This is a genomic window from Rhizobium sp. AB2/73 (genome assembly GCF_020871915.1).
GTDB lineage: Bacteria > Pseudomonadota > Alphaproteobacteria > Rhizobiales > Rhizobiaceae > Rhizobium > Rhizobium dioscoreae.
In genome coordinates this window covers 463289-485456 of the sequence record NZ_CP067074.1, presented here as the reverse complement: position 1 = coordinate 485456, position 22168 = coordinate 463289, and the positions used below count along the sequence as shown (strand labels likewise).

Genomic DNA, 22168 nt, shown 5'->3' with positions numbered 1-22168 from the left:
AAGGAGCGACGATGTCTTTCGCCCTTCTCAGAGATTTGCGGGACCTCAAGGTTCTGGTGATTCATCCCCGGACATCCGAAGGAGAGTTTCTCGTCGATCACCTGCGCCGTATCGGTTGTACGGTCAGTTGCCTCTGGCCGGTCCCTGCCGAGTTGCCACACGGCACGGATGTCGTCTTTCTTGCCATGGAAGACGAGGCGCGACCGGAAATCGAACGCCTGCTGAAGTGCCTCCCCAATCCCGCTCCGACCATGCTCGCCATCGTCGGTTACGAAAACCCCTCGACGTTGCAGATCGTTCTGGAGAGCGGCGCTCTCGCCATTGTCGAGAGACCGATCAAACCTTTCGGCCTGCTGACCAATCTCGCCATCGCCCGCAGCCTCTGGCTCGAGCGGCAAAAGCTGGTCAAAGAGGCGCGCAAATACAAGCGCAAGGTATTGGGCGACCAGAAACTCGCCCGGGCAAAAGCCATTCTGATGGCCAATCGCGGCACCAGCGAGAATGAAGCCTATCGCGAAATGCGCGAGCAGGCTATGGCCCGGCGCGTGCCGATCGATGAGATCGCCAATTCGATTATCAGTGCCGAACAGCTCTTGCGCCCTCCCCAAAAACATGATTAGTTTTTCGTGTGTTCCAGATGAACACCTCCGGCACATCCCTTCCTTTTGCGAAGCCATGTGTCGCTGTTGCACGCGGCAAAAGCCGTGATGCGGTGATGGCAAGGGTGCCCGCAGGCTGTGACAAGCCTCGCGGGTTTTTTGTTATCTGCTGACAGTGACGTCAGCCCTCCAATATTTTCGGCATGAAAGCCTCGCCATAGAGCCGGGCAGTGCCGTCGCGTGCGCCAATCAAAAAAAGGGGAACCAAGATGGTGTTCAACAGACGTGAATTTCTGAAAACCGCAGCCACCGCTTCAGCCGCACTCGCCTTGCCGGCGCTGGGCGGCCGGGCCTTTGCAGCCGATGCTATAAAGGTCGGTGCGCTCTACTCCCAGACCGGCGGGCTTTCTGTCGCCGAGAAGCTTCTCGCCAACGGTGTCATGATGGCCGTGGCCGAAATCAACGCGGCGGGCGGCATTCTCGGCCGCCAGGTCGAAGTGGTGGTGGAAGATGGGGCTTCCGATCCGAAAACCTTCAGCGAGAAGGCTTCGAAACTGATCCTCAAGGACAAGATTTCCACCGTATTCGGTTGCCATACCTCTGCCAGCCGCAAGGCGGTTTTGCCGATCTTCGAACGGCGCGGCGCAATGCTGTTCTACCAGACGCATTATGAAGGCTTCGAATGCTCGCGCAACGTCGTCTATTCCGGCGCCGTTCCAAACCAGCAGCTCTCCAACTACATTCCCTGGATCGTCGAGAAACTGGGCAAGAAGAAGTTCTTCATCGTCGGCTCGAATTATGTCTATCCGCGCGAGATGGCCAAGGTTTCCAAGAAACTGATCGAAGCGGCGGGCGCCGAATGGGTGGCGGACGAATATCTGGAACTGGGCCACTCCGAATGGGCCGTGATGGTCAGCAAGATCAAGGAATCAGGTGCCGATGTCGTTCTTTCCAACGTCGTCGGAGACTCGATCATCGCCTTCTACCGCGAGTTCAAGAACCAGGGCCTGTCGCAGGAGGTTATCCCGATCTGCGCGACGGTCACGTCCGAGATCGAGATAGCGGCCATGGGTGCTGAATATGCGGCGGGCAGCTACACCTCATTCCCTTATTTCATGTCGATCGAAACGCCTGCAAACAAGAGCTTCATCGACCGCTTCAGGACATTCGTCAACGATCCGAAAGCCGTGACATATCATTCTCTCGAGGCGGCCTATTTTCAGGTATTCCTGTGGAAGCAGGCTGTCGAGAAATCCGGCGACCTGTCCGCCGACGCGATCCGGGCCGGTATTCGCGGCCAGACCTACGATGCGCCCGGCGGCAAGGTGACGACCGACCCCGACAACCTGCATTGCTGGCTGACGCCGCGCATCGGGCAATGGCAGCCGGATGGCCAGAGCAAGGTCGTTAACGCCTATCCGGCGCCGATCAAACCACTGCCCTATTCGGCCTATGGCGAGACGGAAAGCAATCTGTTCTGCACCGCCAACGGTCTCGACGCCGCAAAGCTCAAAGGCTGACCCCTCCCCGCGTCGTCCCGCCGAACCATGTTTGGCGGGACAATGTCTCGGCAAGGCGGATCTGCGTTTTTGTCTGCTCGGCACCAACCCGATTTCGGCAATGGTAAGAAGTAGAACAAAGTCTGGTCCGCCCTTCTCACGAACGGTGGCGTTATGCTCGACATTCTCTTTATCGGCCTCAGTCTCGGCTCGATCCTTCTTCTGGTGGCACTCGGTCTCGCCATCACCTACGGCGCCATGGGCGTCATCAATATGGCGCACGGCGAAATGGTCATGATCGGCGCTTATGTCGCCGTCCTCTCGGGTATCTGGCTGAAAACAAGCCTTCTGCTCGCAATACCACTGGCTTTTGTCGTAACAGCGTTGCTCGGTCTGATAATCGAGCGGGTGGTAGTGCGCCGGCTCTACGGCCGCCTGCTGGACACGCTTCTTGCCACCTGGGGCATCGCCATCCTTCTACAGCAAGTCGTAAGGCTCGAATTCGGCCTCACCTTTTTCGGCATTCATATCGAAGGTCTGGGAGCCGGACTGCAAAACGTCGCCGTGCCTTCGTATCTCCAAGGCACCTTCAGGTTCGCCGGCGCCGACATCAACGCATACCGCACCTTCATCATCGCAGTGACCGCCGCGCTGACGCTGGCGACATGGTTCATCCTCTACCGGACGACGGCGGGCATGCAGGTGCGGGCAATCATCCGTAATCCAAAAATGGCTGCGGCCTGCGGCATCGACGTAAAACGCATCAACGCGCTCACCTTTGCTTTTGGTTCCGGTCTGGCCGGCGTCGCGGGCGTCATGATGTCCGGCTTCAAGACCGTTTTCCCGGACATGGGCACAACCATGGTCGTGGACGGTTTCATGGTCGTGGTAACGGGCGGCGTCGGCAGTCTCTTCGGCACGGCCCTTTCATCAGGGCTTCTGGGGGAAATCAATGCGCTGGTGGCCATCGGCACGAACGACATTCTGGCACGCGCCGTCGTTTTCGGGGTCGTCATCCTCGTCATTCTCGTAAAGCCCAGCGGGCTGTTCTCGTTCAAGGGGCGCTGACATGAGCAACGAACGAAAATTTCAGATCGCCGCCTATGTGCTTTTCATCGCGGTCATTTTCGCAGCACCCGTTTTCGGCGACGAATTCTGGCTGAACCGCATTTCGAAATATCTGGTCTACGGGATGCTCGGTGTCGCCATTGCGCTGACCTGGGGGTATGCGGGCATTCTCAATCTCGGCCAGGGGCTGTTTTTCGGCCTTGGCGCCTACATGCTTGCCATGTCGCTGAAGCTGTCAAGCCCGACCAGTCTGCAACAGGGCTCCGACAAGCCGGTTCCGGATTTCATGCTCTGGAATGCCGAGCCCGGTGCGCCGACCGAACTCTGCTGTATCAACAAGGGCTCCTTCCTCTGGCTTCCGTTTCAAAGCCAGTCAGTCGGTCTCGTGCTCGGCATCCTGCTTCCGGTGGTGGTGGCCGGCGCGCTCGGAATGCTGGTTTTCCGTAAACGTATTTCCGGTGTCTTCGTCTCGATCATTACATTGGCGCTGGTTCTGCTCGTGCGTCTCGTGATGGTCGATGCGCAACCGGTGACGAATGGCTTCAACGGCCTGACCGATCTTGGCTGGCTGACGATCAGTGGCATCGAATTCGACCCTTACAGCCGGGCGACCTATTATTTGTGTGCCATATGTCTGTCGTTGACGCTCATCGGTGCGCGTCTCGTCGTGGAAACCCGTGCTGGCATGATCCTGCAGGCGATCCGCGACGATCAGGTGCGCGCCCGCTATCTCGGTTTCGACGTCTCGCTCTACCAGGTGTTCTTCTTTGCCATTTCAGCCGGGATCGCCGGCGTTGCAGGTATGCTTTATGTGGTCGTTGCGGAGTTCGCCTCTCCGACCTTCATGGATCTGTCTTTCTCGGTGACAATGGTCGTCTGGGCTGCCGTTGGCGGTCGCTCCTCCCTGCTCGGTGCCTGTATCGGCGCGATCCTGATCAACATGATCGAGGCCGAGGTCAGCGAAACCGAAGCGCTGGTCGAGGCGTGGAAAGCGATCATCGGCCTCATCTTCGTCCTCGTCGTCCTGTTCATGCCGCGCGGACTTGGCGGCCTCGCGCATGATGTGCTGCGACAGTTCCTCCGCCGGGTCAAACCAGATGCGGCGTCTTCATCGTTGCAGCAACAAAACGAGGCATTGTGATATGAGTGCAATCGCATTGACCATCGACGGTCTCAGCGTCGATTTCGGCGGCTTCAGAGCCGTCAACAATGCCAGCATCACCGTCGAAGATGGCGAACTGCGGGTGTTGCTTGGCGCAAACGGCGCCGGCAAGACGACCCTGATGGATCTGATCAGCGGTAAAACGCGCAGCACGCAGGGCAAGGTCTTCGTCTACGACACCGACATCACCAACTGGCCTGAGCACAAAATAGCGCGCGCCGGCATCGGTCGAAAATTTCAGATCCCCAGCATTTTTCGCGATCTTACCGTGCGTCAGAATCTGGAAGTGGCGAATTGCCGAAATCCCTCCGTTTTCGCCAACCTCCGGTTTGGGTTTTCGCGCGCGGAAGCCAAACGCGTCGATGAGGTGCTCGCCCTCACGGGCCTCGAAGCGGAAGAGGACATGACGGCCGCTTATCTCAGCCATGGCCAGACGCAATGGCTGGAACTCGGCATGCTCATCGTTCAGGATCCCAAGGTCGTTCTGCTGGACGAACCGACAGCCGGCATGACCCAGGCCGAGACCCGCAAGACGGCCCAGATCATCAAAAACCTCAAAGGCCGCCACACCATTCTCGTCGTCGAGCATGACATGGGGTTTGTGCGTGAAATCGCCGAGCGCATCACCGTCCTTCATCTGGGAGAGGTTCTGGCAGAAGGAAGCGTCGAGGATATCGAGCACAATCCGAAAGTCCGTGAAGCCTATCTCGGTTCGAAAGGAATTTCCTGATGCTGACATTGAAAGACGTGCACAGCTATTACGGCCGCAGCCATATCCTGCACGGCGTCACACTGGATGTTCCAACCGGCAAGGTGACGAGTATTCTCGGCCGCAACGGCACCGGCAAGACGACCCTGTTGAAAACCCTGATGGCGCTGACCGACCGCATGACGGGCGAAATGCACCTGCAGGGAAAAGACATCGCCTCTTCCCCGACGCATGTAAGGGCTCGGGCGGGGATCGCCTATGTCCCCCAGGGCAGGGAGATCATTCCCGATTTCACCATCCGCGAAAACATCCTGATGGGCGCTTTCGCGCATGCCGATCGCAAACGCGAAATTCCAGCACTCGTCCCGGAACTTTTTCCCTATCTGATGGCCAACCTCGACCGACCGGGCGGTGTGCTTTCCGGTGGCCAGCAACAACAGCTCGCCATCGCCCGCGCCCTGGCTGCGGACCCGAAAGTGCTGCTGCTCGACGAACCCAACGAAGGCATCCAGCCCTCTATCGTCGAGGAGATTGAAAAGATCATCATCCGGCTCAATCGCGAGATCGGCATGACGATTATCCTCGTTGAGCAAAACGTGGCGTTTGCGCGGCATGCGTCTCACCACTTCGCCATGCTGGAGAAGGGAGGCGTGGTTGCGGCAGGCGCCATAGACGCGCTCTCCGACACGCTTGTCCATCGGCATATGGCTGTCTGAGAAGACGGATCCTTTATTAAAGACAATGGGAACAATCATGACACCGACACAGAGCTACACCGCCGCCGCTATCCAGTTCGAACCGACCATGTTTGAAAAGGCACGCAATATCAGCCGGCTGACAGCCCTTTGCGAGGAGGCGGCGCAGGCCGGCGCACGCCTGATCGTTACGCCCGAAATGGGGACGACAGGCTATTGCTGGTTCGACAGGGCGGAGGTGAAACCATTCGTCGAGACCATTCCCGGACCGACCACCGACGTTTTCCATGCCATTGCCCGTCAACACCGTTGCTACATCGTCGTTGGCATGCCGGAGGTCGATCCAGAGAGCGATCTCTATTACAACACGGCCGTCCTCATCGGTCCCGATGGCGTCATCGGCCGGCATCGCAAGTCGCACCCCTATATCGCCGAGCCAAAGTGGGCCGCCAACGGCGATATCGTGCACGAGGTCTTCGAGACGGAGATCGGCCGGATTTCGATGCTGGTCTGCATGGATCTGCACTTCTTCGAAACGGCGCGGCTGGAAGCTCTGGCCGGCGCAGACATCATCTGCCACATCTCCAACTGGCTGCAGGAACGCGCACCCGCACCCTACTGGATCAACCGCGCCTTTGAAAATGCCTGCTATGTCATCGAAAGCAACCGGTGGGGGCTGGAGAGAACTGTGCAGTTTTCCGGTGGAAGCTGCCTGATCGAGCCCGACGGAACAGTTGCCGCATCCATCGATACAGGCGACGGGATTGCCTACGGCAAGGTCGATCTCGCCCGCGCACGCCGCCGCGAAGTCTTGAGCGAACCCGTCTTCAAATCGCGCCGGCCCGAGCTTTACATGAACATGATGACCAACAGCTTCACCTGGAATCCGGGCGACTACTTCCGCCTCTATGGCAACCAGCCCATCCCGCGCGGGCGCAAATCGCGCGCGGCAGTTGCGCAGTTTGCCCCCTCCTCCTCGGTCGCAGACAACATTGCCCGCATCACCGCCCTTGCCACGGAGGCAAAGGCGACGACAGCGCCGGACATTCTGGTTTTCCCGGAATTGTCGCTGACCGGGCTTGAGGCTCCCCAAACCCGGGCGGAACCGCTTTCAGGCCCGACTGTCTCCGCCTTCGTGCGCCTCGCAATGAAGCTCGGCTTTTATCTCGCCGCCGGATTTGCCGAGGCGGACGGAGACAAAGTCTATAACACAGCAGTGCTCGCCGGCCCCGAGGGGCTGGTGGGCAGCTATCGCAAGACGCATCTCGGTATTGCCGACAGCTGGGCGACAGCCGGTGACGAATGGAAAATATACGATCTTGCCATCGGCCGAGTGGGCCTGGCGATTGGCCACGACGCTCTTTATCCGGAAGCGATCCGTTCGCTCGCCCTTATGGGGTGCGATCTGATAGCCTGCCCTTCGGCAATTGCCGGTACGTTCACCGGAAGCCACGCAGGAACGAAAATCCCGCACAACTATCCCATCCCGAAGGGCGCCGACCCCTTTCACTGGCATGCTTTGCGGGTTCGTGGGGGCGAGAACAACGTCTATTTGGCCTTCGCCAATGTGCTTGATGAAACGGAAGGATATCTGGGCAAGAGCGCCGTGTTCGGGCCGGACTCCTTTGCCTTTCCGCGTCAGGAATCGGTGATATTGGATGAGGAAGGAATAGCCGGTGCGACTGTCGACACCACCAATCTCGACACACCCTATCCAACGAACATCGTCCGTCGAAAAGACCTTGTTGTCATGCGGCAGCCGCATCATTATCAGCCCCTCGTCAAATGGCATCAGTGAAAGGCTGGCAGGATGTCCGCATTCACATTCGCAACCGTCCCGCAGATCATTGCGGGACCCGGCTCTATCGCAAGGCTTTCGGAGCTGAGGAGCATGCTCGGTCCGCGCGTTCTGGTGATTTCGGACGATGGGGTCGTCAAGGCGGGGCTCGTTCAGCCGGCGCTTGCCAGTCTTACAGAAGCCGGCGCCGAAACATCAATCTTCACCGGCGTTGTCGCTGATCCACCGGAAGCCATCATCCATACGGCTGCGGCACAGGCGGTGACGTTTGGCGCAACCGGTGTGCTGGGCATCGGCGGCGGCTCGTCGCTCGATGTCGCAAAGCTTGTAGCGCTTATTGCCAAAAGCGGCGAAGCGCTCGGCACTATCTACGGCGTTGGCAAGGTGACGGGGGAGCGTCTGCCGCTGGCGCTCGTGCCGACAACGGCCGGTACCGGATCGGAAGTCACGCCGATTTCGATCATCACCACGGGTGAACACCAGAAAAAGGGCGTAGTATCACCCGTACTTCTGCCAGACGTGGCGCTTCTCGACGCGAACCTGACCATCGGACTTCCTCCCGCCGTGACCGCGGCGACGGGAATTGACGCAATGGTCCACGCCATCGAGGCCTTCACGTCCGCCAGTGCAAACAACAATCCCGTTTCCCGTGCCCTTGCCAAAGAAGCCCTGCGGCTTCTCGGAGCGAATATCGCGATCGCCGTCGAGGATGGAACCGACCTTGCCGCCAGACAGGCGATGCTGCTGGGTGCAATGTTGGCGGGGCAGGCCTTTGCTAATTCGCCTGTCGCTGCCGTTCATGCTCTCGCCTATCCGATCGGAGGCCGCTACGGCGTTCCCCACGGTCTTTCCAACAGTCTGGTACTGCCGCACGTCTTGCGCTTCAACGCGACGGTGTGTGGTGATGCCTACGCGGAGCTGGCACCGTGTCTCTTTCCTCACCTTGAGCCTGCCGATCAGAACGGACGGCTCTCCGCTTTCATCGACGGACTAACGATGCTGCCAGTGCGCCTTAATCTTCCCGTAAGGCTGAGGCATGTCGGAATTCCAAAGGAGGGAATTCCTCTACTCGCGGAAAGTGCGATGGAGCAGACCCGGCTGCTGGTCAACAACCCGCGTACCATGTCGCTATCGGATGCCGCCAATATCTACGAGGTTGCCTGGTAAGCAGGCCAGTGCACACGTCACATGAGTTATAGCCATCCTTTTTTTTAACTCAATCATCAAAATATTGAGCTACGATACAAGCACCACACGGAGATATCTGGCGCGATTATTATCGCAGCAACTTCGCGAGGCCCTTGGCCAATATTGGTCCGGTCGGCCGCCCTGTCGGCGATCCGCCCGCCTGTTCCAGCGTGATCTCATAGAGCTGATCATTTCTTGGCGTCGGCAATTGCGGAACAGCCAGACGTGCCGATCGCACACCATCGATGAGGCCGAGGGAAACTGGCCCCCTGTCTCTGGACGGCAGGGTCCAGACCTGAATCGCCTTGTCCCCGGGGATATTGAAATCGGCCAACATACGGATCGTCGCCTGCTCGTTGCCGAAATCCTCGACTATCGCCTGCACCTCCCCGGCATCATTGATCAGAACCGCGACGACAAGCGGTTCCACCGTCCGGGTCAGGCTGTAAGCGAGACCGATCGCGAGCAGAAAGGTGGCGGCGATGGCCGAGATCGCGGCCATTCGCCAACCGTTCCTACGGTTATCATTCGCGTTTGAGATCAGAGGCATAAGACCGGTTTGATCCTGGACCGGCAAGGCCGCTTCGATGCGCTGCCAAAGCTGCTCGGTGACGGTAGCAGGTGCCACGCTCATGTCGAGTGGCAGGAAGCGCTCACGGCTGGCAGCAATTGCGGCGCGCAGTTCAGCATCGCGTTCCATGGCAACCTCAACCTCGTTAACATCCGCGGCCCCTAGCAGGCCCAGGACATATTCATCGGCAATAGCAGGGATATCCTTGCGATCGTAGGTCATGCCATGCACTCCCGGAGAGCTGCAAGGCCACGCCTGATCCAGGATTTGGTCGTACCGAGCGGAATACGCAGCCTCCCGGCGATCTCGCCGTGCGAGTAGCCGCCGACATAGGCCATAAGAATGCCGCTGCGTTTGCTCTCGTCGAGTCCACCAAGGCAATCATAGAGCCGCGAACTGCGGTCCAGCCTGTGCCATGCCGCCATGACCTCATCCGCCTGCTCGCTTTCGCGCAGGGCCTCCACTTCCTCGACGGTGTGCTCGCGCTTTCCATCCCGCAGGAGATTAAGTGCCCGGTTGCGGACAATGGCATAGATCCAGCCTCGGGCAGAGCCGCGATCGGCCCTGTACTGATGTGAATGGGTCCAGATCCGGATGAAGGCGTCCTGCACTACCTCTTCGGCAAGCTCACGACGCCGGACAATGCGCTCGGCGACCGCAATCAGGCGTCCCGCCTCCCGATCAAAGATCAGGCGCAGAGCGTTGCGATCACCCTTGGCGCAGGCAACGAGTGCCGTATCGAGATCGTCCGGCTTAGAGCCCATCAGCATCAATACTTTCTCCCAACACCGACGGGAAGACTGTCGGTTTTGAAAGTTATACCCGCCGGATCGACGAATGGATGCAAGTCGAAATTATTTTTTCACAGGCTGCATCCAAACGGCATGGCTGGCGTGTCTTCAATTCAGGAAGCGTCGAAAGCCGAGCGCTACACGACTTCCGAACGGTTTAACACGGGAGAAAGACATGAAGATCATTCGTTTCGCACTGATTGCCTCCTCTGCTTCCATCGCAGTGGCATCGACCGCATTCGCGGCCCCCGTCCTCGGCCTGACCGGCGACAGGACGCTCGTCATCTTTGATACGGAGAAACCGGCGGTGACGAAAAAGATGGACGTGACTGGCGTCGACAAGCTTGTCGGCATCGACTTCCGTCCGGGCAACAAGACGGTGATCGGCGTCACCCCCGATCATCGCATCGTCTCGATCAATCTCGAAACGGGTGCCGCCGCCGACGTCGCCAAGATGGACAAGATGCTGACCATGACGCAAGCCCCCGTCGTGGTCGACTTCAACCCTATGGCCGATCGACTGCGCTTCATGACCGGAACGACCAACCATCGTGTCCACCCGGATACTGGCGCTGTGACGGTTGACGGTGTGCTCGCCTTCGAGGAGGGTGACATGCACAAGGGCGAGACCCCGAACATCGTCGCTGCTGCCTATACCAACTCCGTCGGCAAGCCTGAAAAAACCGCCATGTATAATATCGATGCCACGATCGGCGCGCTGATCCAGCAGACCAAGCCGAATGACGGCACGCTGAAAGCAATCGGCAAGCTCGGCCTCAAAGACAAGCCTGCGGCCTATGCCTTTGATATTCAGAGCATGGCGGACGGCAAGAACGTGGCCTATCTCGCTGCATCCAAGACGCTCTACACCGTCAACCTCGAAACTGGCGCGGCAACCGAAATCGGCCCGATCACAGGGCTCGATAACGAAGTGCGCGACATCGCCGTTCTGCCGAGCATGTAATTCAGCGGACGTTCAACGATGAAACTGAAAAGGCCGGCGCCCTCAAGTGTCGCCGGCCTTTCTGATGATGGAATAGCCCCGAACGGCATCTTGGTCAAAGAACCGTGTCGATGACATGGATGACGCCGTTGGATTGTTTGACGTCGGCGATCGTCACCTGCGCAATACAACCCACTTCGTGGGTGAGCTTGATCGTGCCCATGCTTTCCTGGCCTTCAGAAGGCATCCGCCGACGATGAAACTTTGCGAATTTCGTCAGACGCCACGCCTGAATGGCCAGACGACGATATTTCCCGCAAAGAGCGCCAACCACACCAGGTATGGCTGCAAAGGCAACCGGATGAGATGGTAGGACCATTGCCATGGTGAAACAGCCGCGGCACCAAGGCTGTCGACGGCATGCTTGATATTGGCCGGGAATACGCAGATTGCATAGAACGCCAGGCCAATGCCGGCGGCTTTCCGCAGCCGCGGCACCAGAAGTCCGACGGCACCGGCAATCTCACACAGGCCAGTCAGGAAAATAACGGCCTCCGGCTCAGGAACCCAGGCCGGCGTGATACCGAGGAAGGGTTTCGGCAGGACGAGATGCAGAATGCCCGCGAGACCATAGAGGCTGGATAGTCCCCACTGGCACCGCCGCTGCCAGACATCAATCCTTGCCGTCACGTGCTATCCTCTGCTCGACATCCCTTTTCACGGCGTTGAGGTTCGACTTGCGGCCCGCGACCGTCTCGATCGCTGCGATTACCAGATCGTTGGCAACGAAATCCGACTTGTGCCCTAGATTGTGCACGACGATCAGACGGGCACCGAGAATATCGCGGGCGAGATGACCGGAGTGGATCTCAGGGGAGACAATACTATCAGTATCCCCCGTGATGATGACCGTAGGCACTTTGATTCTGCGGTAATTCACGGAAGCCGCTCTGGCCCAGTCGCTCAAAGCCGCAACTTCTCTCGCATTGTGCCGAAATGCGAGCGGCCGCAACGCTTGCAGGGCACGTGTCTTGTCGATGTAGTCGGCGGGAACCGGGTTCGGAGCAAAGACGCCTTTCGTGGCATTATCGATCATCATAAGCCCGATAGGTGGCACGATAAGAGTGCTGAATAGAGTGCCTGTGATCGGGGCGCTGGCGGCCTCGTAGTACCAGGCGATCCCGCTATTCCATGGGTAGACCGCAGGAGACAGGAAGACGAGGCCTAAGACCATATCCGGATGGCGCACGGCGAAGGACGCGGCAATTGCTCCCCCGAAGGAGTGACCGACAATAATAGCGCGGTGAATGCCGCGCTTCTGCATGAGGACGGCAATGGAATCGGCTTGACCGTCGGGGAAAATGTTCTCCTCGCCACCGACGTCGGAATTGCCGTGACCCGGGCGATCGACGAACAACAGCTTGGCCCGTTCCTGCAGCTTTGTCCGAAACGAGAACATCGGATCGTAAAGGCTGGCACTGGCGCCATGAATAAAGACGATTGGTGGCAAGTCTGGCTTCCGACCAGTCTCAACCAGGACGCTATTGAGCTTGAATCCACCGACATCGGTACGGACTTGATCGTCCCGCTTTGGCGCAGCAACCGCTTTAGAAGCAATCAACACGAAGCAGCCGATCATCAGAAACGCGGCGGTCAGGCAAAGAGTTCGATCCGGCATATCCTAGAGCTGCCCCGCGGTGCCACTGGCAAAGATCTGACCTGTCGGAAGGCCCGTCGGCATCAAAACGAAGGCATTGTTTCCCGCCATTACATGCCGAATGATGCCGGCTTGCCTGCCGCGAAACGCATCGTAGCCATAGACAGTCTTGAGGATATGCAAGGGATCAGCGGTCACGGCGGTTTTTATCCGAAGTGGAATGATTGTGCATCATCACGGTTTTGGGATCGATGGCAATGCCGAAGATGGAGTTGGTCGTGGCAGCAGGTAGCGCGATTGATGTTGTGAGCAACCACAGCGACTGCAAATAGGGCTCCGAGTTTCCTCGGAGCCCTTTGATAAGTCTCGTAAATTTTGGTTGCGCGAGCCTGAGCAAACAGAGACTTGTAAATTCAGGGCCATCGCCAATCTACGAATCGTCTATCCCTCCCTCGCAACAGTTCTTCAAGAAAAAGAGCGCACCAAGGGATAGCGTTCGCCATAGTTGATGTCGCCAAGAATATTACGGCCGGACCTGCCGTGAAGTTGCAAGGGGACTTTTGGGATCGAATTCCTCCTGTTCGTGTACGAGACCTACCTGCTCAATAAACGAAGCAAGCTCTGCGATCGCGCTCTCCGCCATGTCGCTGACAAAGCGATTTGCCGAAGAAGATCTACATTCATCATGTGCGGCTGCAAGCTTACTCCGATCGATTCAAGATGTTGCTCAATGTAGCGAAAGATGCGCACCCGCGCACCTGCCTGCCTTGCCATATTTACTATCGTGTCCAACACGGGTCGCGACGGGAAACCGCCACAAGCCGCCACAGACCAAATGGGCTACCGGATCGAACCTCGCATTCGTCAGCTATGCGGCCGACCCGGAGCGCCACCTGGTAATCGCGAAATCGCCCAGTCGCCGTCGAAAAACAGAAGCCGGCCGCCGGGACGGAGAAGCCTGAACCATTCGCGGAACGTCTGTTCGGGCTGCGTCAAAGTCCAGACCAGATGCCGGCAGATGGTTGCGTCATAGGATGCATCGGGTTCCATGGTGTTTTCGGCGTCCGTCATGACGAAACGCAGCCGCGGTTTGCCGGCGTGTTTGGCGCGCGCCACAGCCAGCATCGCCTCTGAAAAGTCGAGTGCCGTAACATCGTGGCCGAGATCGTGGATCAGGTGCGTCACCTCGCCGGTGCCACAGGCCAGTTCAAGAACACGTTTCGGCTCCGGGCCGATCAGCTGCCGGATCGGTTTCTGCCACACATCAGCCTCCGGACCGGCGGCGATCCTGTGTCCGAAGGCGAGATCGAAGGTCTCCGATCTTTTCGACCAGTAGTCGCGGATTTCTTCCTTGAGATCGAAATTGCCGCCATCCAACGTATCGTTCCTTGTGTGTTCCATGTTCAAGCTCAGCGAAATGATCAGTCGGAAGCGTCGAATACGATGTTGAGCGTCGCAACCGTGATGGCGATTGCGATGCCGGGCCAGATCATCAGGCTTGGATGATCGAAGATGAAAACGCGATATTCAAACAACATCGAGCCCCAGTCCGGTTTGGAAGGGTCCGCGCCAAGCCCGATGAAGGCCAGCGAGGCATAGGCGGTGACGGCAAAACCCGCCTGATTTCCGGTATGGGTTATCATCAGCGGCAGGATATTCGGCAGAAGGTGGCGCAGGACCATTCGCAAGGGCGGAACGCCCAGCGCCTGTGCGGCATGGACAAAGGGTTGCCCAAGCACACGCCGGCTGAGGGAATGGGCAAGCAGAGCCGTCGGGCCAATGCCGGCAAGACCAAGCGCCAGCCCGGCCGTTATCAGCGTCAGGCCAAAAATCGCGGCCGCCGTCAGCGCGATGATGAGCGTCGGAACGGTGACGAAGAATTCGCAACAGCGCAACACCACCCTCTCCTGCCAGTTGCCCAGCACCGCGGCGCCGGCGCCGAGCAAGGTGCCACCGGTAAAGGCGATGGTGCCGACCGACAGAACCAGAAGCGCGGTGCGCCATCCGCCCGCCATGAGGCGCGAAAGAAGATCGCGTCCGAGATGATCGGTTCCCAGCAGATGCTGCGCCGTCACACCGGAATGGCGGGCTAGGATATACGATCCGCTTCATCGACACGGCAAGACAGACAATCACAATCGATTTCGCGCTCCATGCCAACCCCGGCCCCGCGACCGTGTGGGCGATGGATGCACGGGCAGGCGATGTCGTCGGCATTCTGGGCTCTGCGGCGAATGGCCCGGGGCCGGCGGACTTCTACGTTCTCGCCGGCGACGAGACTGCATTGCCCGGCATTGCCAGAATTCTCAAATATCTGCCGGCGCCGGCAGCCGGCCATGCCTTTATTGAATCGATACGCCCGCCGACGAACTGCCGCTCTGTTCTTCCAGCGGCGTTTCGATCGAATGGTTGTATCGCAACGGCAAGGGTGCAGGCACAACGACGCTGCTTCAGGACGCAATTCGCTCCGTTCGCTGGCCGGAATGTCCAGCGGGCGTCTTCTTCTGGGGTGGATGCGAATACAAAGCATTCAGCGCGATTCATCGTCATCTGAGGAAGGAGGTCGGGCTTCCGCGTGACCGCTTCGTGCTCTATTCGCACTGGCATCGGTCTCTCAGCGAGGAAGACATCATCATCAAAGGGGCCGATGCTTATCTACCTCAGTGAAAACAATGAGTTTTGCAATTGATAAGATTCTAACCGTCGGCCCCATGGGAAAGAATCGATTTAGCTTATCGGCACAGACTCTGGCCATTCCTGCGCGCCATGCAATACACGAAGAATTCGAACTGTCGTGTCGGTAACGGCATAAACAGCTACGTAGGGCGTGCCGTTGATGACGAGTTCGCGTGTACCGGCAATTCTACCAACACGGCCGCTGGCGGGAAAATCGAGCAAGCGACGTGAGGCTGCGACTATCCGTTCGTCGACCAGAACGGCGGCCGCAGGATTATCTGCCTCAATGTATGTGAAGATGGCGTCGCGATCCGATAACGCGAACGCAGACCAAGTAAGTTTCACGATTTGAGCGCACCAGCTTTAAGACGGGCAGCCGCTCGACGTTCGGCAAAATGCGCCTCAACCTCGTCGTCGGATACGTCCGGGCGAGTATCGTTTAGCGCTTCGAGCACCTTGTTGCGAAACCAAACGTCATGAGCCTCACTCCCCGAAAGGAGCTCAAGGGGGAGCGCCCCTTCGTTGGCAGTCCGTGTAAGCAATATACGGACCGCATCGGATACCGTAAGGCCCATGCTCTCAAGAACGGCAGAGGCACGATCCCGAACCTCGGCATCAATACGTGTTTGGACAAGTGCGTTTGCGGCCATGACTATCTCCATATCTGACGAGATAGTAATGCAATTGAATGACAAATTCTACACAAAGTTTCAGGTTGTCGTTGTCCACCTAGTCTTTCTTAGTCTTGATAAAGGATACAAACCACCGACCCAGCCGTTCGGCAACCGCTTTAGCTCTTGATCGGAATCGAACCGGCGTTCCGAAGAACCGCCCCATCACCGCCATCGCAACCAACCCACACTTTCAGTTATTGCAGATAGAGGTCTCTCTCGCTATATTGGCTGCTAAGGAGATATCGCATGGCCAGCCAGATTGTTCATTTCGCCAGACTGTCAGATCGCGATCGAAAAACAGCAATGCCGTTGCCAAAGCTGGTTGCCGGTGACAGGCTGGAACTCCACGTTCGTGATGCAGGTGGCAAGGCGCGCACGCTCCCGATCCCACCCTCGGCCGCCGCAGCTGTCGAAGCCCTTCTGGCGCATATGCTGCGCGGTGAGCGCGTTGCAGTGCTGGCCGAGGACCAGGAAGTGAGCCCAAGTGACGCTTCAGCCATTCTCGGCATCTCTCGTCCGCTCGTCGTCTTGCGCATGGACCGTGGCGATCTGCCATTCCGCTACGTCGGCAAACACCGCCGCGCCCTCCTGAAGGATGTGCTCGCGTTGAAGTCGAAGCTCGACAAACGACAGATGGCAATGGACGCACTTGCCGAGGACACAGAGGACCTGATCGAGACCTATGGCCTCTAATCCGCCCGTCGCGGTCTACGATGCCTGCGTCCTCTACCCCTTCCACCTCCGCAACATTCTGATCCAGTGCGCCTTCGACGGTCTTGTCGAGGCGCGCTGGACCGACGATATACATGATGAGTGGATGCGCAATCTCGCCGCCAACACACCAGGTTTGTCCATCGACCGTTTGAGAGCCACGCGCGACCGGATGAACGCGGTCCTCCCAGAAGCCGTCGTGGCTGACTATCGCCCGTTGATTCACGAACTCACGCTACCGGATCCCGATGATCGACACGTCCTCGCGGCAGCCATCGCGGGCAAAGCCTCCGTCATCGTCACCTGGAACCTGAAGGACTTTCCCGCAAGCAACCTTCTCGCCCATGGTGTGACGAGCAAGTCGCCAGATGATTTCCTCACCGATCTCCATGCGGCGTTTCCGGAAGCGCTAATCTCCAGTGTCAAAAGTGCGAGGCATAATCTGCGAAAGTCGATTCCATCGGTTGAGGCGTTCGTCGACGCGCTTCATCAAGGCGGGTTGAAGAAGTTTTCAGGGATGCTTCGCCGGAACATAACCGGATTGAAGTGAGCCCGCGCAATCCTTGAAAAATTGACGAGACCGCCCGACGACTTCTTTGGGTTGTCGGGTCGTCCTTATAGACTTTACGGATTCTTAACCGTCTACCACTAATTCCGCACGCCCTCGGCCTGAGGCCCCGAGAGAATACGGGATGACACATGCCAAACGAAGACCTTTCCAAACGCCATTTCCAGAAAAAGATCTCGACCTACTGCGATGTCCGCATTGTTCCTGTCGCGCCGGATCGGGTAGTTGACAACGTCCGCGCCTACCTTCTGGCGTTAATCACATTTCGAAAGACACCCGCTCTAGCGAACAACCGCTATGATTGGCGGCAGATAGCGCACGATTGTGGGATCGATGAAGCGCTGACGATAACGTTGAAGAAACAGCTGCGACCAGCGCTGGATGCGATCATGCGCTGGCTGAAGGAGCCGCTTGTAGAAGACGATGCTCCGAAAGGCAGAAGACTGCAAGCTGCGCCGATATCCGGTGCCACGGGAAAGTTTACCCCCTCCCCGACAAGCCAGCATCACGAAATCGAAGAGATCGAGAGCTCGCCCTCACCTGGCCGCCCCGGCCCTAAGCCGAGATCAGTTTCTGACAAACCAGAACCCTTGTTCGAGGCCAACGAAGACCCGAGTTCATTCGCCGATGCACTCGCCTATCAAATGCGCCGCTTTGGTGAGAGTTACTGGCAACTCCACCGGGCGGTCGTTCGCATAGACGAAACCTTTGATGCGAAGACCTTGCTGTCGTGGATTGAGGGCCAGCGTGTGCCGCGCTCGGTGGCAAGCTTTGATATCCTTTGCCGGATCGAGCGCAGATATGGCTTGGAGCGAGGCTACTTCAAAGCCAAACTGCCACATCAGTCCAGGTCCTTATATGGCCACGATCTGGAAGACATCAGCCCGGCGGAGCGGCGCCGGCTTGCCTGGCATCTTCCCGACGACTTCAGCAGCCTGCCTTTTTCAAAGCGCGCAGAGATCCTGGAATGGGTCCGGCGCGTCATCATCTCGGGGTCGACGGATTACAGGCGTTTCCAGGCGGCAGCAACGAAGCAGCGCTACGCAATCCGGTTCCCTGGGATCACATATGGCGGGAGTGCACCTACTCCTCGACTAGCGGCTTCTAGCTGGCTGCGAGATGAGGACGAAAAAGGGCGTTTGACCAAGGCTTTCGAGGATCCAGACCTGCTCTCCGGTGTCGTTGACGCACCCCCTCGGCTTGCGATGGAGATGGCAGATCTCATCCGCTTCAAAACGTCGACTCTCACCGAGATCGGCTTCCGCAGAAATGGCGTCTGGAATGAGGAGACCGCCAGCCAGAAAATCGAACATCTCGGCCTGATGTTTGGGGCACTTGCGGCATCCCCGAACGGGGTTGTCAAAGGCCGAGGCGTGCCGCTCAATCGACTTACCTTCGGCCTCCTGATCTTCCCGGGCGTGTGGGATTGGTATCTGCAGTGGCGCGAGCGCCGTCGCGGCTTCTTTACTAAATGGGAAGACGACATGCTGATGGTGGCCATGGCCCTTACTCGCGCTGAAGTCGGCTGGCTTCGCCAACATCCCGAACTCCTGCGCAACGTGAAGCCGATCGAAGGACTGCTCACGACAGACGAGATCGAGTCTGCTCGTCGGGACTGGCATGGCGCATGCGAAAACTTCCACCGCCATGCCGCCAACCGTTCAAAAGAAATCCAGCGGGTGATGCGCGTGCACCGCGATCCATTCGAGCCGATCATGTGCGTGCTGGAAGCAGAAAGCCCGCTCGCTGAATATCGGAAGATCACCGAGGAGATCTTGAAGCGTATGCCCGACGAGCACCGCTACCCGAGAGCGGCCGCTGAGGCGGTCCGTTCGTTCCTTATGCTGAGGCTGGGCTTACATCTCGGCCTCAGGCAGAAAAACCTTCGGCAATTGCTGGTCTGCCCACGCGGACAATTCCCAACGGCAGAACGCCGGCTCGAAGACATGAAGAGAGGCGAACTGCGTTGGAACGAACGGGAGCGTGGGTGGGAAGTCTTCATCCCATCCAACGCTTTCAAGAACTCGGGCTCCTCCTTTTTCGGGCAGAAGCCGTTTCGTCTGGTGCTGCCGGATCTTCTTGATCTCTACACCTATCTCAACGCCTATATCGAACGGCACCGGAAGGTGCTCTTGGGACGCGCGCCCGATCCCGGCACGCTGTTCGTCAAGACAGTTAAGACGACCAGCATCGACGCCGCTTACAATCAAACGACGTTTTACGAGGCTTGGCGGTTAGCGATCCAGCGCTACGGCATCTACAACCCCTATACAGGCCGCGGTGCCATTAAGGGTTTGCTACCACATGGTCCACACAACGTCCGAGACGTGCTTGCCACTCACATCCTGAAGCAAACAGGATCCTATGAGCAGGCCAGTTATGCCATTCAGGACACGCCCGACGTCGTGCAGCAGCACTACGGACGTTTTCTGCCTCAAGACAAAGCAGCATTAGCTGCGCGGATCCTCAATCAGGTATGGGAGGCAGCTTAGTATGTTGGATGCGTCGCTCAGGCCATTGCAGGCATATGCGCAAAATGTCCGCAGCCGTCTGGGACACTACTTATCGTCTCCGCCTTGACGGGATTCGAACCAGCGACCCTATCGGCATTGGTGAGCCACGAAACTGCTAACGCTTTACGCAGAAACGCCAATTGCTAATCCGCACAGGTCCCGAGGATCGGCGACATCAGCTTGATGTGGGCATCAACCCGTTCCAATACTTTATTGGGGAGAACAGCTCGTTCAGGCAGAGACCACCAAGACTGGTTGACGCGCTCCACCGTCTCCATAACAGCCTTCAGCACAGCGGCTTCCGGCATTCGCGCACGATGAGCGAAGACTTTCCATCGCTGGGTGTTCATTGCCTTGAACGGCCTTTCACCGGCCAGCGACAGTGCCATGGCATCCGACGGAATGTATGGGACGGTCGATAGCACATCATAGACTGGAGCGAGTGCAGGCTTGTCGCCCTTCCCATGATAAATCAGCGACCAATTCTTGAGGTGCATGTCGCCATTTCCTGTCAGCACAGCCAAAGCCAGTCGTCGGACGAACTCGAGGGCTGCCGCTGAGGAAACGGCGATCCCAAGAGCCACAGCGATATCATGATAGGCGGCCCCCTCATATTTTCGAGACGGATAGACGCCGAATACCTGAGCGAAATCTTCGATATGGACGCGCTCACCACCGGCTACCCGATCGAAACGTTTGACGAGAAGTACTTTGCCGTCGGACAGCGTCTCAAACTCCGCCGGAATACCCTCGAACTGCGATTGCTCCACGAGCTCGCGTTCCGGCACTTCCATTCCAATCGCTTCGGCCAATGCGAGATTTGCAAATTCGTTTTCCGAGACAGCGGGGAATGAAGTCGATGGAAATTTGGCGATATATGAGCCCTGCTCGTCGCCTAAGGGGATCGTCAGACCGCCACCCTTTCCTGTGTTCTTGATGACGGAAAGTTTCATCTGCACACCGGCGAGCGAAAACCGGGCCTTCGGTCTGGGGGTTGTCAAACCCTCATTACGAACAACGGTGCCTTCGCTCGGCACAATTCGGACAGCCCCCGGCAGATCCGATCCAAGTGCTGCAAGCAAATCGAAATCATTTCCTGCCCGCACGCTACCTGAATGGTGCTTCTCCATCGCCTCGCGCAGTTTATCCTCTGGAAGAAGGTTCGCAAAGAACGGTGGCAAAGCCCTCGCGACAGGCTTCGGGTCCTTCCGCAACCCCCCATGTGCGGCGCGGAATGACAGACTGAGCACTGGGAAACCACCCGTCTGTCGATAGCTCTCCTCAAAGCTGAACGCGTTGAAGTCTCCCGGCGTCCTCACGATCATGCCTACCTTCAGGTCATTCAGCAGCACGTCCAGCGAGGTTATAGATCTTGGATCAAGAGGCGCATCAGACATTGCCATCACCATCAGGACTGGCGATGAAAGCAGGAAGGTCATCTTCGGCGCCACCTGGCTGTAGCAAAGCTTCAACCGCCGGGACCATCGCCTGCGGGATGAGCATCAGTTCCAGACCAAGCGCACGACCGATGTTGATCAGTGTGGTCGTACGGGCAGCGCTGGCTCCGGCCTCAATCTCGCGGTACCGCGGACGCGATAGACCCGCCATATCCGCAACCTGCTCCTGGGTGAGGCCCAAAGTCTTGCGTGATGTCTTGAGCAGCCGCCCTATCGCCTGAAGAGCCTCCGAATCCGACTTCATTTGATACCTTAATGCTTCATCTCGCTCACTCTGATATGTTTACGTATCTCATAACCTCTACCCATGTCAAACCAGATGCCGCCAATAGGGATCATCTGAGACCAAAAGATCTTCCTACAGATCAATTTTGCTTCCTCTACTGAGAGAACGTTAAGCAATCAGGGTAGCCACTCAGATGACTGGCTGATCCACATCGCCCATGCAGATGAAAACCAAGCCCCGCATCTGCGTGGGCCCTGCCGGTCGTCTGCACCTTGAAGGGATTTGAACCGTTGGCCCATCAATTTGTCATGAATTGAGAGGCAAGGGATCGGTGCCTTCTCCTAGAATCGCAAGGTATCGTCGATAGCTGGAACACCCGGCCACGCTTACGGCCGGTAATCTCATCAACGATGCCTAATCGCTCCAGGTCGGCAAGTGCGGCGTTGACCGTTGGTGCGGACAAACCCGTCACCTGAACAATTTGGTTCGCTGTGTGAAAGGGATTCTGCTGGAAAAGCTCGTGAATGCGAAGGGCCGATCCTGCTCTATCACTCCCCGTTGAGCAGGCGAGCCAGTTGCGTCCTCTCGGCGATTTGCAGCAGAATATCGCGGCATTCGTCACGAACCAGTTCTGGCAGATCGCTGTTTTCAGCTTCGACCATC

At 57.9% G+C, this 22168-nt stretch carries 23 protein-coding genes and 4 pseudogenes; 14 read left to right on the top strand and 13 right to left on the bottom strand.

The genetic code is table 11. The features are described from left to right. The first annotated feature begins 11 nt into the window (after positions 1-11). The 8 genes from I8E17_RS33350 to I8E17_RS33315 all read left to right on the top strand — a co-directional run bounded on the left by I8E17_RS33350 (position 12) and on the right by I8E17_RS33315 (position 8697). Positions 12-620 (top strand): ANTAR domain-containing response regulator, encoded by a 609-nt coding sequence (locus I8E17_RS33350; RefSeq protein ID WP_006313570.1) that lies wholly within the window; start codon positions 12-14, stop codon positions 618-620. Between the two features lie 248 nt (positions 621-868). Continuing rightward, a complete protein-coding gene (locus I8E17_RS33345) occupies positions 869-2119 on the top strand; it encodes a transporter substrate-binding domain-containing protein (protein ID WP_219511822.1) in 1251 nt (416 codons plus the stop codon). 153 nt (positions 2120-2272) lie between these two features. Continuing rightward, positions 2273-3166 (top strand): urea ABC transporter permease subunit UrtB, encoded by an 894-nt coding sequence (gene urtB, locus I8E17_RS33340; protein WP_209159994.1) that lies wholly within the window; start codon positions 2273-2275, stop codon positions 3164-3166. A 1-nt stretch (position 3167) separates the two neighbouring features. Next, positions 3168-4307 carry an urea ABC transporter permease subunit UrtC gene (gene urtC, locus I8E17_RS33335; protein ID WP_209159993.1) on the top strand — a complete coding sequence of 380 codons (1140 nt, stop codon included), beginning with the start codon at positions 3168-3170 and terminating at the stop codon, positions 4305-4307. Between the two features lies 1 nt (position 4308). Further along, on the top strand, positions 4309-5058 hold the full coding sequence (urtD, locus tag I8E17_RS33330; protein WP_209159992.1) for an urea ABC transporter ATP-binding protein UrtD: 750 nt from the start codon (positions 4309-4311) through the stop codon (positions 5056-5058). Beyond that, entirely contained in the window at positions 5058-5753 is a 696-nt protein-coding gene (urtE, locus tag I8E17_RS33325; protein ID WP_209159991.1) for an urea ABC transporter ATP-binding subunit UrtE, read from the top strand. The genes urtD and urtE overlap by 1 nt, the downstream gene beginning before the upstream one ends. A gap of 25 nt (positions 5754-5778) precedes the next feature. Continuing rightward, entirely contained in the window at positions 5779-7530 is a 1752-nt protein-coding gene (locus I8E17_RS33320; protein WP_209159990.1) for a nitrilase-related carbon-nitrogen hydrolase, read from the top strand. A gap of 12 nt (positions 7531-7542) precedes the next feature. Next, positions 7543-8697, top strand: coding sequence for an iron-containing alcohol dehydrogenase (locus I8E17_RS33315; RefSeq protein WP_209159989.1), 1155 nt, complete (start codon positions 7543-7545; stop codon positions 8695-8697). A gap of 109 nt (positions 8698-8806) precedes the next feature. Here the strand turns inward: I8E17_RS33315 and I8E17_RS33310 are convergent, their stop codons facing one another. Both I8E17_RS33310 and I8E17_RS33305 read right to left on the bottom strand, forming a co-directional pair. After that, positions 8807-9511, bottom strand: a complete 705-nt coding sequence (locus I8E17_RS33310; protein WP_209159988.1) for an anti-sigma factor — start codon at positions 9509-9511, stop codon at positions 8807-8809. After that, entirely contained in the window at positions 9508-10053 is a 546-nt protein-coding gene (locus tag I8E17_RS33305) for a sigma-70 family RNA polymerase sigma factor (RefSeq protein ID WP_209160000.1), read from the bottom strand. Before I8E17_RS33305 ends, I8E17_RS33310 begins: the two co-directional genes overlap by 4 nt. Before the next feature lie 202 nt (positions 10054-10255). Between I8E17_RS33305 and I8E17_RS33300 the strand changes: the two genes are divergently transcribed. Beyond that, positions 10256-11044 carry a DUF4394 domain-containing protein gene (locus I8E17_RS33300; protein WP_209159987.1) on the top strand — a complete coding sequence of 263 codons (789 nt, stop codon included), beginning with the start codon at positions 10256-10258 and terminating at the stop codon, positions 11042-11044. A gap of 94 nt (positions 11045-11138) precedes the next feature. Here the strand turns inward: I8E17_RS33300 and I8E17_RS33295 are convergent. The 6 genes and pseudogenes from I8E17_RS33295 to I8E17_RS33270 form a co-directional block, all read right to left on the bottom strand. Continuing rightward, positions 11139-11278 (bottom strand): annotated as a pseudogene (locus tag I8E17_RS33295) (fasciclin domain-containing protein); the annotation flags it as partial. A 21-nt stretch (positions 11279-11299) separates the two neighbouring features. Then, the gene (locus tag I8E17_RS33290; RefSeq protein ID WP_209159985.1) at positions 11300-11713 is read right to left on the bottom strand and encodes a DoxX family protein; all 414 of its coding nucleotides are present in this window, start codon (positions 11711-11713) and stop codon (positions 11300-11302) included. Then, on the bottom strand, positions 11697-12701 hold the full coding sequence (locus tag I8E17_RS33285; protein WP_209159984.1) for an alpha/beta hydrolase: 1005 nt from the start codon (positions 12699-12701) through the stop codon (positions 11697-11699). Before I8E17_RS33285 ends, I8E17_RS33290 begins: the two co-directional genes overlap by 17 nt. 166 nt (positions 12702-12867) lie before the next feature. After that, the gene (locus tag I8E17_RS33280) at positions 12868-13008 is read right to left on the bottom strand and encodes a hypothetical protein (protein WP_219511825.1); all 141 of its coding nucleotides are present in this window, start codon (positions 13006-13008) and stop codon (positions 12868-12870) included. A 581-nt stretch (positions 13009-13589) separates the two neighbouring features. Beyond that, positions 13590-14057 (bottom strand): annotated as a pseudogene (locus I8E17_RS33275) (class I SAM-dependent methyltransferase); the annotation flags it as partial. A 44-nt stretch (positions 14058-14101) separates the two neighbouring features. Further along, complete coding sequence (locus tag I8E17_RS33270; RefSeq protein WP_229002292.1) at positions 14102-14755, bottom strand: ABC transporter permease; 654 nt, start codon at positions 14753-14755, stop codon at positions 14102-14104. Between the two features lie 26 nt (positions 14756-14781). Here I8E17_RS33270 and I8E17_RS35430 point away from each other — a divergent pair. Both I8E17_RS35430 and I8E17_RS35345 read left to right on the top strand, forming a co-directional pair. Further along, a pseudogene (locus tag I8E17_RS35430) lies at positions 14782-14985 on the top strand (siderophore-interacting protein); the annotation flags it as partial. Between the two features lie 104 nt (positions 14986-15089). Next, complete coding sequence (locus tag I8E17_RS35345; protein ID WP_255610431.1) at positions 15090-15347, top strand: SIP domain-containing protein; 258 nt, start codon at positions 15090-15092, stop codon at positions 15345-15347. Between the two features lie 60 nt (positions 15348-15407). Here I8E17_RS35345 and I8E17_RS33260 read toward each other — a convergent pair whose 3' ends face one another. Beyond that, positions 15408-15701 carry a type II toxin-antitoxin system RelE/ParE family toxin gene (locus tag I8E17_RS33260; protein WP_209159983.1) on the bottom strand — a complete coding sequence of 98 codons (294 nt, stop codon included), beginning with the start codon at positions 15699-15701 and terminating at the stop codon, positions 15408-15410. Next, entirely contained in the window at positions 15698-16006 is a 309-nt protein-coding gene (locus I8E17_RS33255) for a type II toxin-antitoxin system RelB/DinJ family antitoxin (protein WP_209159982.1), read from the bottom strand. The genes I8E17_RS33260 and I8E17_RS33255 overlap by 4 nt, the downstream gene beginning before the upstream one ends. Positions 16007-16276: 270 nt before the next feature. Here I8E17_RS33255 and I8E17_RS33250 point away from each other — a divergent pair, with 270 nt between their 5' ends. From I8E17_RS33250 to I8E17_RS33240, 3 genes are all read left to right on the top strand, one after another. Further along, complete coding sequence (locus tag I8E17_RS33250; RefSeq protein WP_209159981.1) at positions 16277-16723, top strand: DNA-binding protein; 447 nt, start codon at positions 16277-16279, stop codon at positions 16721-16723. Beyond that, positions 16713-17291: a PIN domain-containing protein gene (locus I8E17_RS33245; RefSeq protein ID WP_209159980.1), complete on the top strand. Its 579-nt coding sequence runs from the start codon at positions 16713-16715 to the stop codon at positions 17289-17291. Before I8E17_RS33250 ends, I8E17_RS33245 begins: the two co-directional genes overlap by 11 nt. A gap of 149 nt (positions 17292-17440) precedes the next feature. Continuing rightward, positions 17441-19801, top strand: coding sequence for a hypothetical protein (locus tag I8E17_RS33240; protein WP_209159979.1), 2361 nt, complete (start codon positions 17441-17443; stop codon positions 19799-19801). A gap of 164 nt (positions 19802-19965) precedes the next feature. On the opposite strand, the gene I8E17_RS33235 is transcribed toward I8E17_RS33240, so the two are convergent. The 3 genes and pseudogenes from I8E17_RS33235 to I8E17_RS33225 form a co-directional block, all read right to left on the bottom strand. After that, the gene (locus I8E17_RS33235; protein WP_209159998.1) at positions 19966-21219 is read right to left on the bottom strand and encodes a HipA domain-containing protein; all 1254 of its coding nucleotides are present in this window, start codon (positions 21217-21219) and stop codon (positions 19966-19968) included. Next, a complete protein-coding gene (locus I8E17_RS33230; protein ID WP_112960086.1) occupies positions 21212-21523 on the bottom strand; it encodes a helix-turn-helix domain-containing protein in 312 nt (103 codons plus the stop codon). Before I8E17_RS33230 ends, I8E17_RS33235 begins: the two co-directional genes overlap by 8 nt. A gap of 288 nt (positions 21524-21811) precedes the next feature. Further along, a pseudogene (locus I8E17_RS33225) lies at positions 21812-22058 on the bottom strand (winged helix-turn-helix transcriptional regulator); the annotation flags it as partial. Positions 22059-22168: the final 110 nt, after the last annotated feature.

Excerpts from the sequence above, each read along its gene's own strand:
- I8E17_RS33350 (WP_006313570.1), top strand. The coding sequence starts at position 12 with ATGTCTTTCGCCCTTCTCAGAGATTTGCGGGACCTCAAGGTTCTGGTG.
- I8E17_RS33345 (WP_219511822.1), top strand. The coding sequence starts at position 869 with ATGGTGTTCAACAGACGTGAATTTCTGAAAACCGCAGCCACCGCTTCA.
- urtB (WP_209159994.1), top strand. The coding sequence starts at position 2,273 with ATGCTCGACATTCTCTTTATCGGCCTCAGTCTCGGCTCGATCCTTCTT.
- urtC (WP_209159993.1), top strand. The coding sequence starts at position 3,168 with ATGAGCAACGAACGAAAATTTCAGATCGCCGCCTATGTGCTTTTCATC.
- urtD (WP_209159992.1), top strand. The coding sequence starts at position 4,309 with ATGAGTGCAATCGCATTGACCATCGACGGTCTCAGCGTCGATTTCGGC.
- urtE (WP_209159991.1), top strand. The coding sequence starts at position 5,058 with ATGCTGACATTGAAAGACGTGCACAGCTATTACGGCCGCAGCCATATC.
- I8E17_RS33320 (WP_209159990.1), top strand. The coding sequence starts at position 5,779 with ATGGGAACAATCATGACACCGACACAGAGCTACACCGCCGCCGCTATC.
- I8E17_RS33315 (WP_209159989.1), top strand. The coding sequence starts at position 7,543 with ATGTCCGCATTCACATTCGCAACCGTCCCGCAGATCATTGCGGGACCC.
- I8E17_RS33310 (WP_209159988.1), bottom strand. The coding sequence starts at position 9,511 with ATGACCTACGATCGCAAGGATATCCCTGCTATTGCCGATGAATATGTC.
- I8E17_RS33305 (WP_209160000.1), bottom strand. The coding sequence starts at position 10,053 with ATGGGCTCTAAGCCGGACGATCTCGATACGGCACTCGTTGCCTGCGCC.
- I8E17_RS33300 (WP_209159987.1), top strand. The coding sequence starts at position 10,256 with ATGAAGATCATTCGTTTCGCACTGATTGCCTCCTCTGCTTCCATCGCA.
- I8E17_RS33285 (WP_209159984.1), bottom strand. The coding sequence starts at position 12,701 with ATGCCGGATCGAACTCTTTGCCTGACCGCCGCGTTTCTGATGATCGGC.
- I8E17_RS33255 (WP_209159982.1), bottom strand. The coding sequence starts at position 16,006 with ATGGCCGCAAACGCACTTGTCCAAACACGTATTGATGCCGAGGTTCGG.
- I8E17_RS33250 (WP_209159981.1), top strand. The coding sequence starts at position 16,277 with ATGGCCAGCCAGATTGTTCATTTCGCCAGACTGTCAGATCGCGATCGA.
- I8E17_RS33245 (WP_209159980.1), top strand. The coding sequence starts at position 16,713 with ATGGCCTCTAATCCGCCCGTCGCGGTCTACGATGCCTGCGTCCTCTAC.
- I8E17_RS33240 (WP_209159979.1), top strand. The coding sequence starts at position 17,441 with ATGCCAAACGAAGACCTTTCCAAACGCCATTTCCAGAAAAAGATCTCG.
- I8E17_RS33235 (WP_209159998.1), bottom strand. The coding sequence starts at position 21,219 with ATGTCTGATGCGCCTCTTGATCCAAGATCTATAACCTCGCTGGACGTG.
- I8E17_RS33230 (WP_112960086.1), bottom strand. The coding sequence starts at position 21,523 with ATGAAGTCGGATTCGGAGGCTCTTCAGGCGATAGGGCGGCTGCTCAAG.